We start from the raw sequence: 14,624 nt of genomic DNA on the forward strand, positions 1-14,624 counted from the left end.
CAGTGTATGGAACATCAGGTATTCAGCTTATAGCCTTTCGTAAATGGTTTGCGGTATTTCTTCAGGTACTCAGAAGGCCGCAATCCAAACAGTTTTTGAAACTGCTCCCTGAAGTATTTAATGTCACTAAAGCCGGATTCAAAGGCAACCTGATTTACATTATGCTCAGAATTGATGAACAGCTGAGCAGCCCTTCTTAATTTGATATACCGGATGAACTCATTAATGGTCTTTCCGGAAATGGTCTTGACCTTTTTATACAAGGCAGAATGACTCATACCCACCTCCTCAGCCAATATTTTAATACTGAAGTCAGGATTATTCAAATGCTTTTCTGTAATCGCAATACATCTTTCTAAAAATTCTTTGTTCTCTTTTGATACCCTGGAATTATTGGATTGCAAGGTGATCTCATTGTAAAAATAGTTTTGTAACGTGCTTCTGCTTTTCAAAAGATTAGCCACTCTCGCCAGGAGCATGTCTTTGTCAAAAGGTTTGGTAATGTGGTCATCCGCGCCCCCTTCAATCCCTTTCAGTTTGATTTCTGCTGAGGAACTGGAGGTCAGCAAAATTACAGGAATATGGCTTAAATGAGGGTCTTCTTTAATCTTTGTACAGAGTTCCACGCCACTCAGTTCCTTCATCACCACATCGGTAATCACAATATCCGGCATGTTCGCCCGTACCATTTCCAATCCTTCTTCCCCGCTTGCTGCTTCATAAACGATGTACTCAGAAATAAACAGCTGTTTGATGTAAGCACGGATTTCTTCATTGTCGTCCACAATGAGAATTCCCGGCTTGTCGGTACTGAACTCATTTGATACTTCCGCCAAATGAGGCTTTGCCGGAAAATCATGATGCTCGGCTATTAACTCGGCTAAAAATACAGGGGTTTCATCGGTATGTTCATGGATCTGCTGCCCCGGAAAATGAGCTTTTCCTTTTAGAAGTTTAAGGAAGAAATCCGTTCCTTTACCCGGTATACTGGAATAGCTTACTTTTCCAAAATGCTGATTGATAAACTTGTTGACCAGGTAAAGACCGATCCCAAATCCTGGTTTGGAAACCTGGTTTTTCTCCGTCACCTGATAGAATCGGTTAAATAACTTGTTTCCAACTTCATCCGAAATTCCGCTCCCTGTATCTGTGATGTGGATCTCTACCTCATCTTTCGTTTCTTTTATGGACATCCCGATGGTACTACCATCAGGGCTGAACTTAAAGGCATTGGAAATCAGGTTGAACAAGGAGATCTCAATTTTCTCCCGGTCAATGTAGAGGTCAATATGTGCTGCCGTACTGGAGAAACTAAACTGGATATTCCTTGATTTAGCCTGCTGACTGAAGCAAAAATAAACCTCTTTACAAAATACCACGAGATCTGTTTTTGTGATCTTCAGGTTTTCTGCATCAGATTTCCTGAAAAGCAGCAGCTGATCAACTAAACTCAGCAATCTTCTCGCATTTCTATAGACTACCGTCAGGTCTTTGGAATCTACATGGCTTTGGTGATTCAAAATATCTTTGAGCGGGTTGATGATCAAGGTGAGGGGAGTCCGGAATTCATGCGATACGTTGGTAAAAAATCCCAGCTTTTTCTCGTTGAGCTCTTTCTCCTGTTCTACCTTCAGGTGAGCCAGTTCTACCTGATACTGCAAAGCAGTTTGTCTTTTTTGATAATTCAAGTAAATATAGATAGAGCCGGCAAAGCCAATCGCGTAAAAGATATAAGCCCAATACGACCTCCACCAGGGAGGCATCACTTCGATCAGCAATATCCTTTCATTTTGGAGCCATTTACCTTCTGCATTGGTCGACTTGATTCTCAACCGGTAACTGCCTTCCGGTAATTTAGAGTAATTGATGGTTCTGTTGATGCCGGGATCATTCCAGTTATCGTCCCAGCCTTCCAGGTAATAGGCATAGGAAATTTTGTTAGGGGAGGAGTATTCCAAAGCAGCGAAACCCACAGAAAGTACGGATTTGTCGTAGGGCAAGGTGATTTTCTCTACCTCAAATATGCTTTTTTTGTCCTCAAAGCTATCGTCCTGCTCATAGGGTATATTGTTTGTCCCCAGATCAGTGATGAGTAACCTGGGTTCAATCGAATGTGGTTTGATTTGCTCAGGGTGAAACAGGTTAAATCCTTTAATGCCACCAAATAAAAACTCTCCTGACCTGAGTTTCAGCGCAGCATTGTAATTAAACTGATTGCTTTGGAGTCCATCGACTTCGTGGAAATTTTTAAACTGTCCGTTTAAGGGGGTAAACCGGCTCAATCCACTAAAGGTCGAGATCCAGAGGCTCCCGGCATCATCTTCCAGGATATTCAGTACTGCATTACCGCTTAAGCCATCTTTTTGAGACCAGGTTTTATAGGCTCCTGTCTTACGGTTAAACAACAACAAACCGCCACCTTCAGTGCCTATCCAGAAATGGCCTTTTTTGTCTTCATAAATGGCTCTTACTGCTGTATTCAGGTTAAAGAAAGTATGCTTTTTGTTTTTGAGGTCTACCCGGATCAGGGAGGAGAAAGTACCCATCCACAATACCCCTTGTCTGTCTTCATTAATGGTAATCACATTTTTAAGCCTGGCATCAAATAGCTCAAATTTATTGTTTGCCGTATTGAGCTGATAGGTTCCTCCATCAGTGCAGGTCCCGACCCAGATGCGCTTAGATTTATCCTGATAAATGCTCCAGGCATTTTTATCCATGATCCTGGTTTCAGTATTGAAGCAGGGATAGTATTGGAAATTACCTGTGGCAGGATTGAACCGGTTCACCCCTCCACCATAAGTAGCCAGCCAGAGATTGCTTTTTTCATCTCTCACGATACCGGCTACATTGTTATTGCTGAGCGAATTCGGGTCAGAAGGCTTGTGGGCATAGCTGGTAAATTGATTGTTCTTTCGGTTCCAGTAACTTAAGCCTTCGCCGTCTGTACCAACCCATACATTACCTTGCGGATCTTCACAAAAGGACAGGATAAAGTTGCTGATGAGTCCGTTGGCTTTAAATGGTGTGGAATTGACGGTGTTAAACCTGGTTTTATGTTTATCTATAATATTGATCCCGCCCCTCAGTGTGCCGATCCAGATCCTTTGGTCTTTATCCTCAAAAACGGTAGTTACCGCACTACTGGTTAACATTCCAGGTTCCTTACCTGATTTAAAATGAGTTGATTTTTCTTTCTGAATGTCATAGCTAATGATTCCCCCACCATCAGTGCTGATCCATAGTTTATGCGCCCTGTCTACAGATAAGTCAAATACAGCGTTGTTCAATTGAATACCGTTCTGCCGGTTGTAGGGATATATTTTTTTCGTCCTAAGCTCATATTTATAAAGACCGGACTCATTGCCGATCCAGATATTCCCCAAACCATCAGGTGCCATACATTGTACATCCATTGCAAGATTCTGTACGGGCGTAATTTTTCTTGTCTTCGGATGATACAAACACAGACCATATTCCTGAATGTAGAGCCATATGTTTTTACGTTGGTCTATTTTTATAGATTTGACATGATAGGAATTACTTTGATCCTTCCCGTTTTTATAGGGAATTTGTACCGCGATATCTTTGTCCTTTCCATATTCCAGGAGCCCTTGTCCATCGGTTGCGATGTAAACCTGATCCTGTTCGTCTCTGACCAATCCATTAATGGCATAAGAGATGTCCCTGAATCCTTTTTGATGGGAAAAGCGGATCATGCTGAACTTGCCGGTCGCCACATGATATAAGTTAGCTCCCTTTTTTGTGCCTATGATCAGGTTGTGATGGGCATCTTCCTGGATGCATACAATACGGTTATCAACTAAAGAGGTTTGATCATTCAGCTTGTTCCTGAATATTTGAAACCGATAGCCATCATACCGGTTTAATCCCTCATAAGTTCCGAACCACATAAAGCCATATTTGTCCTGATAAATGCTGGTGACGGCGTTGTTTGACAGCCCATTTTCAATTCCCAGATAATATAAATACGGATGATTAACGGCGCTCGAATAGAGATTGCTCAAAAGAATGAGAACAAGACAGAAATATCCCTTCATGAAAATGTTTAGTACCCCCTGATTTGGTTAGAATTAACTGACACAAGTTAATCAATTTTGCCTGAAATATGCCTTAAAAACGATTTCACCCCTTACATTTTACCATTATGCCCCCCATATTTATGCTGCTGCCGTAGTTAGATTTGTATACAACCAAATATTAAAACCATGAATACCCACACCACAACTACGCAGGTTTTCCTGTTGACGACATACCCTTTTTTTAAATAAAATAAACCAAGACATCGCAGGTCATCCGGCGATATTTTTTTGCCGGATTTAATAACTGTTATATTGACGTTTAATGTAGGCTTGCCTGATCTCCTTTTTCTGGGAAATGGCTGCTTCGGATAGGCAATACCTAAATCAAAATAAATAATTAACAAACCAACCAAACCAGTATGAAACGAACCGATGGAAGTCCAAATGCTTCCAAATTAGAAAAGCCCTGTTCCAGGCTCAGAATCTTGCGGGATGCAAACAGAAAATTAACTCACCAAATCAAACAAAGCAAACATGAATAAAACGCTACTCAAATACAGCTGGTGTCTTTGCTGTTTCCTTATGGCCTTTACCTTTGCCGCATCTGCACAAACGGAAGTAACCGTAAAGGGCTTTGTAAGAGACAGTATCGGCGGTATTCCTTCAGCAACAGTAAGGCATACAGATTCAAAAAACGGAGTATCTACGAATCAGGACGGCCAATATTCCATAAAGGTTCCTAAAACCTCAAAATTAATATTTTCTTTTGTAGGCTATAAACCAAAAACAGTCGCCGTTTCCGATTATAAACCCAATTCGGAAGGTATTTACACGATTTCAGTCACCTTGTCACCGGATGCCAGTGCCTTAGAAGAAGTCACGGTGGTCGGATTTGGAACTCAAAAGAAAGCGAGTGTCATCAGTTCCATCATCTCCATTAATCCGAAAGAACTAAAGGGGCCAACCAGTAACCTGACCACCATGCTTGCCGGTAGGGTAGCAGGTATGGTGGCCTACCAGCGTAGTGGTGAGCCGGGGGGCGATAACGCCAATTTCTTTATCCGCGGATTGGGAAGTTTCGGTGCAGGAAAACAGGATCCCTTAATCCTGATTGATGGTATTGAATCCAGTAACAACGACATGGCACGTTTACAACCCGACGACATTGCTTCATTCAATGTTTTAAAGGATGCCACTGCTTCTGCGGTTTATGGTGCCCGTGGTGCCAATGGGGTGATTATCATCATCACCAAATCAGGAGTTGATGGAAGAACGAAATTCAGCTTCAGAACTGAAACCTCTTTATCGGGTAATGCCCGGAACTTCCGGTTTGCAGACAATATTTCTTATATGAAAATGGCGAATGAAGCCTCCTTAACCAGGAACCCATTGGCCATACTTCCCTATCTGCAGACTAAAATTGATGCTACTGCAGCCGGCGAAAATGAATTGCTGTATCCAAATAATAACTGGATTGACCTGTTGATTAAAGACAGGACGATAAACAACAGATACAACATCAGCGCAACAGGAGGAAGTGCAAAGGCACGCTATTATGTGGCCGGTACTTATAATGTAGACAATGGCGTGTTGAAAGTTGATAAACTGAACAATTTCAACAGCAACATCAAAATGAAAAATTACTCGATCAGGTCCAATGTCAACTTAAACATCACTGCAACTACAGAGGCGATCATCAGAGTATATGGTCAGTTTGATGATTATAGGGGACCAGTCGGTGGAAGAGATGAGAACAACAACCGCATCAACGGGGGAGAGAAGATTTTCACTCAGGCAATCGGCTCAAATCCCGTGATGTTTCCTGCAGTATATCCTGCCAGCTATTCTCCTTTTACCAAACACCCTTTGTTTGGGAATGCCAGAACCATTGGGGATGGAACCTACATTAACCCTTACGCAGAAATGGTAAAGGGTTATGAAGACAGAAATGCATCCACACTCCAGACGCAACTGGAACTGAAACAGGATTTGAACTTCTTTACCAATGGTTTGAGTGCCAGAATGATGGCCTATGCACGCAGGTATTCTTTTTTTAATGTCAGCAGACAATATAGTCCTTTCTATTATTCCCCGAACGTTCAGCCCGACGGACAGCTCACTTTATCTCCGCTTAACGATGGAGGGATTGGATCATTAGTACCGGTAGGTACAGAATATTTAAGCTATGGCGAGGGTGATAAAGAGCTCAACTCTACTTTTTATGTAGAAACAGCATTGAATTACAACCGGACATTCAATGAAAAACATGCGGTTACGGGGATGGTGATCTCTACCATGAGGAATTACCTTTCGGGAAATGCAGGTTCCTTACAACGCTCATTGCCTTCCAGGAACCTTGGGGTTTCGGGCAGGGCCACTTATGGTTACGATAACCGCTACCTGGCCGAGTTTAGCTTCGGTTATAACGGTTCTGAACGCTTTGCTGATAACAACAGATATGGCTTTTTCCCTTCATTCGGTCTGGGGTACGTGGTTTCCAATGAAAAGTTTTTTGAGCCGCTTAAATCATTTATACCGAGTATGAAGCTAAGGGCAACCTACGGATTGGTGGGTAACGACCAGATCGGAAAGACGGAAGACCGTTTTTTTTACCTGTCTGAAGTCAACATGAACGATGGCACCTATGGCGCGCGCTTTGGTGAGCTTTTGGAAGGCTATAGAAATGGAATTTCTCTCTCCAGATATGCCAATAACCTGATCACCTGGGAACGGTCCAAGCAGGTCAATTTTGCACTTGATTTTAACATCAAAAATGCATTGGACGTCACCCTTGAAATCTACAGGAATACCAGGTCGAATATCCTGACCGAGCGTACCTTTTTACCTTCAAGTATGGGCCTGCAGGCACCGGTAAGGGCCAATACGAACAAAATGCAGAGCGAGGGTGCCGACATCTCTTTAAATTATAATAAGAGTTTTGGCGATGGCATGTACATTCAGGGCAGGGGTAACTTCACTTATGCAAAAAACAAAATATTAGTCTATGACGAACCGGCATTTTCGGATAAGGAAGCCTACAGATATCACGTAGGACGCCCTTCTACACAACGCTTCGGTTACATTGCAGAGCGCCTCTTCACCGATGATCAGGAGGCAATGAATTCCCCGCAACAGTTTGGTGCCGTAGCAGGAATAGATTACCGTGGGGGAGACATTAAATACCGTGATGTAAATCAGGATGGTGTCATCAGTGATGCAGATATGGTTCCTCTGGGGCTTCCTGAATCGCCGGAAATCATTTATGGTTTCGGTGGAACAGTTGGGTTTAAAGGTTTCGATCTGAGTGCATTTTTTCAGGGATCTGCCCGTTCCTCCTTTTTTATCGACTCCGAAAAAATCGCTCCTTTTGTTTTCAGAAATGGAAACCAGAATGGCTTGTTAGATGTGATCAAGGAAAGTTACTGGTCGGAAGAAAACCGTGATATCTATTCCCTATGGCCAAGATTGAGTCAGACTCTGGTTTCCAATAACAACAAAACCTCTACATGGTGGATGCGCAATGGGTCATTTTTAAGATTGAAGACCGTCGAACTGGGCTATTCTTTGAAAGATAAGACCGCAAAAAGACTCGGATTATCCAGTCTCCGGATGTATGTGAACTCTTCCAATCTTGCCGCCCTCAGTAGTTTCAAATTATGGGATCCTGAAATGGGAGGAAAGGGCCTGGGCTATCCGATCCAGGTGGTATATAACATTGGTATCAACGTAGAACTTTAAGAATCATGAATAATTTAAACCTAAATAAAGCCAGTAAAATACGCTCCTATTTAATGATAAGCGTTTTATTGCTGACGGCTTTCTCCTCCTGCAAGAAATATCTGGACATCATACCGGACAATATCCCGACGATTGATAATGCCTTTACTTTACGCAATGAGGCCGAAAAATACCTGTACACCTGTTATTCTTTCCTTCCAAAAGATGGAGATCCCACCTATAATATTGGATATATGGCCGGTGATGAGGTCTGGATTCCCTATGACCAGAGGGAATTTGGTCCGAATGCCTGGCAGATTGCGAGAGGTTCACAGAATGCTGCTGATCCTTATTCCAACGCCTGGAGTTCCAGAAGGGGAGGTGGAGGTCCGCAAGACAATAGTGGAGTCGGATTCTACGGACTATTTACGGGTATCCGCAACTGCAATATCTTTTTAGCAAATGTGAAGGACCCGACTAAGGTGTTGGACCTCAGGCAAGATGAACGGGAACGCTGGATTGCAGAAGTACAGTTTTTAAAAGCCTATTATCATTTTTACCTGTTGCGGATGTATGGTCCTATTCCATTGGTAAAAAGTAACATTGACATTAGTGCGGCGGAAAATGATGTCAGGGTTAAAAGAGCGCCTTTTGATGAAGGTGTGACTTACATCACCAGTCTTTTAGATTCGGCTGCCACAACTTTACCCCTGATCATCGGCGACCGTGGCTCGGAACTGGGGCGCATCACAAAACCAATCGCTTTAGCGGTTAAAGCTAAGGTGTTATTAATGGCGGCAAGCCCGTTGTTTAACGGAAATAGCGATTATGCCGGTTTCAAAGATCAGGATGGGATCAATCTTTTTAATACCAGTTACGATGCCAATAAATGGAAGCTGGCCTCCGATGCAGCGAAAGCAGCGATTGAAGCAGCGACAGCTGCAGGTTTTAAACTGTATGAATTTCCGGTATCTGCATTTAAACTTTCTGATACCACTAAAAGACAAATGTCCATCCGCAATGCATTTACTGAAAGATGGAATGCTGAGCATGTATGGGCGAATCCTAATTCTTTAGCGGCAGAAGGCCTGCAAAGAAATGCAATGGCGAGAATCAATACCAATATTGGTGTCGGTACTGCCAGACAGCAATTGAGTGTACCCATAAAAATTGCTGAACAGTTCTATACCGTTAATGGTGTGCCCATCAACGAGGATAAAACCCTGAATTTTAATAACAAATATTCCTTAAGAACGGCCATCAGAAGAGAGCGCTTTCATGTAAAGCAAGGTTATACCACAGCACGTCTCAATTTCGACAGAGAGCCGAGGTTTTATGCTGACCTTGGGTTTGATGGCGGGGTCTGGTATAAATACGATAGCCCTACGAGTTCAGATTCAGCTACTTATGTTTTGGAAGGTAAATCTGTTCAGCTTGCCGGCGCTAATAATTACGGCTGGTATAATGAAACCGGATATTTCATCAAAAAGGTGGTCGACTGGAACATGGCAAGTACTTCTTCCAATATTTCCTATCGTGCCTATCCATGGCCACAAGTCAGACTGGCAGACCTTTACCTGATATATGCTGAAGCCTTAAACGAGACGCTGTCTGCACCTGATGCGGAGGTTTTTGACTATATCAACCGTGTTCGTAAGCGCGCGGGATTGTTAGATGTTCAAAAAGCATGGACCGATTATTCAAGCAATCCAACAAAATTTGGCAATCAGACAGGAATGCGCGAAATCATCCACCAGGAACGCTTAATAGAGCTGGCATTCGAAGGCAGCCGTTATTGGGATATTCTGAGATGGAAAAAGGCGACCGAGATGTTCAATCAAAACATTACCGGTTGGAGTGTATCTCAGGGTACAGAACAGGAGTATTATAAAGTAAGGACCATTTACCCTCAGAGTTTTATCGCACCAAGAGATTACCTGTGGCCAATCAGGACTTATGATATCACCGTTAACCCAAAACTGACGCAAAATCCAGGATGGTAATTAAATTAAAGAACATGAGAAACAATAATATGATAAAGCTGGTCTCCTTTTTTCTGGGACTGATCATACTTAGCCAAGGTTGTAAAGAAGATGAGCTGTTGCCTTTAACAGACAATCAGACCCCACCAGGTATAGTGTCGAATATAAGTGTGGAAAATGGTCCTGGAAAGGCCAAGATCACCTACTCTTTACCAAATGAAAAAGATCTTTTATACGTAAAAGCAGTCTATACACTAAACAGTGGAAAGGAGTACGAGGTCAAATCATCGATCTACAACAGCTCACTTGAAGTAGTTGGTTTCGGTGATACAGACGAACACACGGTTAAACTTTATTCGGTAAATCGCAGTGAAGTCGCTTCCACACCTGTAGAGGTTAAAGTTAAACCGCTGGAGAATGCCATCTGGTCTGTATATAGAAGCCTGGGGGTGATCGCTGATTTTGCTGGTATCAAGCTGACGGCAAAGAATACTTTTCAGTCTGATCTTGCCATTGAAGTCCTGGTTCAGAAAGATGGAAAATACGTTCCCAGTGCGAAAAATATCTATACCAAAGTGATTGACATTGATCAGTCGGTACGTGGTTTTGATACCGTGTCACAGAAGTTTGCGGTCACGATCAGAGACCGCTGGCTCAACTACAGCGATACCTTGTATGCGACGCTGAAGCCACTTTATGAGACGGCACTACCTAAAACGGATTATCGTCCGATTACCTTACCTACGGATGCCACACAGGAATATACTTCTACCAGCCTGAGTTATATGTGGGATGGAAATATCATGGACTGGCCAAGGATTTCCCTGACAAAGACGACCATCCTGACGCCTCAATGGGTCACCTTTGACCTGGGTAAGCCGGCCACTTTGAGCAGGATCGTGATCTGGGATTATCCTGAATACCTGAACGCGGGAAGAACCTACTATTATGGAGGTGGGGTAAACCAATTCGAAATATGGGGTTCTGATAATCCGCCAGCTGATGGCAGCTTTAACAACTGGACCCTTATGGGCACCTTCCAGGCCAAAAAACCATCAGGAAGTGCTTACGGTGTGCAAACAGGAGAGGATTATGCCGCTGCAAATGCCGGATTCAGTTACAGCCTCAAAATTGGTGCACCTAAAGTGCGGTACCTCCGCATCAAGAACAATAAAAACTGGCAGGGTACCACCTTTATGTCAGTGGCTGAAGTTCAGGTTTATGGTGATCCAAGATAGTTAATGACCCCGAAATTTAATCTTATAAAGATGAAACATAATATATTAAATCGCCTGTTTAAGCTGCCTCGTTTAGTGCTGCTTGCGATGATGGCGATAACGCTTGCTTCTTGCGAAAAGGCGGATAAGTACAAAGAGTTCGTTAAAGATGGCGAGATTTCCTATATCGGTAAACTGGATTCCGTGAAAGTTTACTCCGGTAAGAACCGGGTCATGATCAAAGGCATGATCACTTCAGATCCGAAAATTGTTGAATGCAGGGTCTTCTGGAACAATAAAAAAGATTCCCTGGTGATACCCGTGACGAAAGAAATGATCGCTGATACGATTCATCGGTTTGTCAATATTGCCACTGAAGGTTTTCAGAACTTTTTGATCTATACTTATGATGCGGCAGGAAACCGTTCAATCCCGGTAAATACTTCCGGACGTACTTATGGAAGCCGATACCAGGCTGGGTTGACAAACAGAGACATTACGGATGCAAAGACGGATGAAACTACGGGTATTACTACCCTGAATTGGTTGGGTATGGACCGTTTAACCGGTGTATTTGCGACGGATATCACGTATACCAAGCTCAACAACCAGTCGGCCACAGTCAGAATTCCTATAGATTCTTCCAGAATCGCTTTGAAGGATTTCAAATATGGTTCCACGATCAATTACAAAACGCTGTTTTTACCGGACACGATCAGCGTCGATACCTTTTACTCGGCGGTCAGCACAAGACAGATCGTGGCACCTGCATTCCTCAAAATAAACGTGACCAATACCTATCTTAAGAATGCCGGTGGCAATTTTTCCAGATCTAGCTGGGACAATTCCAGATGGGGTTTGGTGGCCGACTGGACCACAAGTGCCGGAGCAAAGAACGTGAACAATACTTACGGGAGTTATGAATTCAGAAATGGCTCGGGGATGATTTCCTTCGAAGCGGGCTGGGGACTTCCGGGGATAACCGATGCATTGATTTATCAAACGGTTAGTCTGCCTGCGGGAACCTATTCTTTTGAAGCAAATGGTCTCGATCAGAATGCAGGAGGAACTCGGTATATCGCAGTAGCAGCAGGTAGCTCATTACCGCTGGTTGCCGATATTCCAACTGCTGCCATTAAATATGGAATCTTAAATCCTCAACCGGCCACTGCCACAGTGAAGTTAGAATTTACCTTAACGCAAACCACCCAGGTGTCGATCGGTTTTGCTGCTTCAATGCCGGCCAATGGCTATTATACTAAAATTGGAAACGTTCGCCTTTATACCATTCAGAATTTGTAACCTGTTCTGAATCGAAGGACCCCGGAGTTCAGCACGTAGCTCAATACAGATGCTGAACTCCGGGGAACTTTAGTGCTCCACTAAAAACTAATCTCCTTATTTATCAATCATGCGCCACAAAAAGATATATTTCATCAGTTTGATGTCCCTGCTTTTCAGCACAAAACAAGCCGCAATTGCACAGCAAAGCCCAATGCCCTCAGTAGCATCCGACACTCAAAAACCAATCATTTTACTCGACTCGGGTTCGTTTAACAGTCCGGCTAAATTTAAATCACGCTGGAATATGTTCTATCCCTGGGGCACAGACCACAACGGTGCCGCAAGGATGTATAAAAAACAGGTCTCCATCCTTTCCGGAGGTGTGCTGCAAATTAAGGCAAATCGCCACGAAGCCTGGGAAGGCAAGAGCACTGCTGATCCCAAACTAAGGATCTTTTATCATTCCGGAGCAGTGCACCTGAAAGAGAAAATAATGGTCACTGGAGCGAAACCCAGATGGGTCATCAGTGGTGATTTTCAGGTGCCTTCAACTAAAGGGACATGGCCCGCATTCTGGATCACAGGCTCAGAAAGCTGGCCGCCGGAAAGTGACATCATGGAGTTTAAAGGCACAGATACCACCTGGCAAAACACCGCTACCGGACCGGATTGGAAACACCTGTCCTGGCAAAATAAGTTAAGCGCAGTTCCTAAGCCCCAGGACTGGCACAACTATAAAATTGTGATGGAAAAGACCTCATCCACCGATGTCAGCATTGAATATTACGTCGACAATGTGAAGACTGATACGCACACCGCAAACTTTGTCGACAAGCCTTTCTGGCTGATCATCAATATGCAAATGGGAGGGGATAGTGGTACCGCAGCCCGGTCTTTAAAGACCGCAGTAATGAAGGGAAGAAATGTCTATGTAGCCGCCTATTCTAATTAAATCATTAATAAATATTATGAAAACTAAATTGTTGATATTCAATCTTGTAATTTTATCGGTAGTCGCGGGAAGTTGTAAGAAGGGAGTACTTCCCATCAAAAAAGAAAACACGGAATCATCGCTAAGTACAGCAATTATTCCGACCCTGACCACCACCGCATTTACCAGCATTACCACGGTTTCAGCAACCACCGGAGGAATGATCTCGGCCAATGGAGGAGCATCGGTTACGGAAAGAGGAATCTGTTATGGCACGAACCCTAATCCGACCATCGCCGGTCTGACCGTTGCGCCAACAAGCGTGTCAGGTTCAGGTGAATTTATCGCAAGGCTCAGCGGACTAACGGCCTCTACCAAATACTATGTCAGGGCATTCGCTAAAAATAGTGTCGGAATTGCTTATGGTAATGAAATCGAACTCAATACCGCAGATGTAGTCAGCGCGACTTTCTCCTTTACCCCAATGTTTATCATCGGATCAACCCTCGCTGCGACAGATGTTGAGGTGCTGACCGATGGTGGCAATGCAGTGACTGAGAAAGGAATTTGCTGGAGTACCACAGCGAACCCGACGGTGGCCAATAATAAGTTAAAGCACAACAGCACAGGACTTGGTAAATTCCGGACGATGATCAAAGGATTGAACGAAAAAACAGATTACCATGTCCGGGCTTATGCCATCAATGCGAAAGGCGTTAGCTATAGTGCTGATGTGACCTTTAAAACGATTCCGGCAGGTAAAATGACTTATACCTTTAATAAAGCAACAAACCCTACTGAAGCGCAATTGGCGGCCTATGATCGCCTGCAAATGCCAATAGATAGTGCCAGCTGGTACATCAAAAACTTTACCTCCGCAACCAAACATGTTTACCTGAATTATGACCCGGGAGTACCAACTGCCGATGCCAACAATGAAGGCTGGATGAGGTTTGGTGCAAGCACAGGTGTGCAGAACATCAGAACTATGCTGCATGAAATGAACCATACGCTGGGAACAGGAACTTCTGCCTGGTGGTCCGGGAAAATTTCAGGTGGTAAATACCAGGGCGAGCATGTCAATGCATTATTGAAGAAAATCCAGAACAGCAGTGTTGATGTGCAGCTGAGTGGCGATGCACAACATTGGTGGCCTTATGGCTTGAACCAGAATTCGGAGGTGACTTCCAGCTGGGATTATGTCTACAACTGTCTCATTATTGAAGCAATGCGAAAAGATGGAATGACGTCCTACAGCGGGGCTTATACGCCCTGATACACCACTTAATTAACAACACAATACCCTTAATACCCTATAATCCCTGTTTTCGTCAGCATACTTCTCTCTCCGGTTCAACTGAGGAAAGATTGTGCTGGCGATTTTGTTTAATATGGCTGGTCCACCGACTATTTTGTTACATTTGAATCCTAAAAAAACAACAGCCAGCCA

At 43.6% G+C, this 14,624-nt stretch carries 7 protein-coding genes; 6 read left to right on the forward strand and 1 reads right to left on the reverse strand.

The window, feature by feature from the left end; translation table 11 throughout:
• Positions 1 to 14 precede the first annotated feature (14 nt).
• Positions 15 to 4,061: a two-component regulator propeller domain-containing protein gene (locus AAFF35_RS11965; protein ID WP_342332739.1), complete on the reverse strand. Its 4,047-nt coding sequence runs from the start codon at positions 4,059 to 4,061 to the stop codon at positions 15 to 17.
• 516 nt (positions 4,062 to 4,577) lie between these two features.
• On the opposite strand from AAFF35_RS11965, the gene AAFF35_RS11970 reads away from it, so the two are divergent.
• The 6 genes from AAFF35_RS11970 to AAFF35_RS11995 all read left to right on the forward strand — a co-directional run bounded on the left by AAFF35_RS11970 (position 4,578) and on the right by AAFF35_RS11995 (position 14,450).
• Positions 4,578 to 7,781 carry a TonB-dependent receptor gene (locus AAFF35_RS11970; protein ID WP_342332740.1) on the forward strand — a complete coding sequence of 1,068 codons (3,204 nt, stop codon included), beginning with the start codon at positions 4,578 to 4,580 and terminating at the stop codon, positions 7,779 to 7,781.
• A gap of 5 nt (positions 7,782 to 7,786) precedes the next feature.
• Positions 7,787 to 9,763 (forward strand): RagB/SusD family nutrient uptake outer membrane protein, encoded by a 1,977-nt coding sequence (locus AAFF35_RS11975; protein ID WP_342332741.1) that lies wholly within the window; start codon positions 7,787 to 7,789, stop codon positions 9,761 to 9,763.
• Between the two features lie 14 nt (positions 9,764 to 9,777).
• Entirely contained in the window at positions 9,778 to 10,980 is a 1,203-nt protein-coding gene (locus AAFF35_RS11980; protein WP_342332742.1) for a DUF5000 domain-containing lipoprotein, read from the forward strand.
• Between the two features lie 30 nt (positions 10,981 to 11,010).
• Positions 11,011 to 12,261: a DUF4998 domain-containing protein gene (locus AAFF35_RS11985; protein WP_342332743.1), complete on the forward strand. Its 1,251-nt coding sequence runs from the start codon at positions 11,011 to 11,013 to the stop codon at positions 12,259 to 12,261.
• 109 nt (positions 12,262 to 12,370) lie between these two features.
• Positions 12,371 to 13,195 (forward strand): glycoside hydrolase, encoded by an 825-nt coding sequence (locus AAFF35_RS11990; protein ID WP_342332744.1) that lies wholly within the window; start codon positions 12,371 to 12,373, stop codon positions 13,193 to 13,195.
• Positions 13,196 to 13,211: 16 nt separating this feature from the next.
• Complete coding sequence (locus AAFF35_RS11995) at positions 13,212 to 14,450, forward strand: hypothetical protein (protein ID WP_342332745.1); 1,239 nt, start codon at positions 13,212 to 13,214, stop codon at positions 14,448 to 14,450.
• The last annotated feature ends 174 nt before the right edge of the window (positions 14,451 to 14,624 follow it).

This window comes from Pedobacter sp. FW305-3-2-15-E-R2A2 (genome assembly GCF_038446955.1).
Taxonomy (GTDB): domain Bacteria; phylum Bacteroidota; class Bacteroidia; order Sphingobacteriales; family Sphingobacteriaceae; genus Pedobacter.

What these genes read in the sequence shown, in the direction of transcription:
- AAFF35_RS11965 (WP_342332739.1), bottom strand. Translation starts at nt 4,061, where the DNA reads ATGAAGGGATATTTCTGTCTTGTTCTCATTCTTTTGAGCAATCTCTAT.
- AAFF35_RS11970 (WP_342332740.1), top strand. Translation starts at nt 4,578, where the DNA reads ATGAATAAAACGCTACTCAAATACAGCTGGTGTCTTTGCTGTTTCCTT.
- AAFF35_RS11975 (WP_342332741.1), top strand. Translation starts at nt 7,787, where the DNA reads ATGAATAATTTAAACCTAAATAAAGCCAGTAAAATACGCTCCTATTTA.
- AAFF35_RS11980 (WP_342332742.1), top strand. Translation starts at nt 9,778, where the DNA reads ATGAGAAACAATAATATGATAAAGCTGGTCTCCTTTTTTCTGGGACTG.
- AAFF35_RS11985 (WP_342332743.1), top strand. Translation starts at nt 11,011, where the DNA reads ATGAAACATAATATATTAAATCGCCTGTTTAAGCTGCCTCGTTTAGTG.
- AAFF35_RS11990 (WP_342332744.1), top strand. Translation starts at nt 12,371, where the DNA reads ATGCGCCACAAAAAGATATATTTCATCAGTTTGATGTCCCTGCTTTTC.
- AAFF35_RS11995 (WP_342332745.1), top strand. Translation starts at nt 13,212, where the DNA reads ATGAAAACTAAATTGTTGATATTCAATCTTGTAATTTTATCGGTAGTC.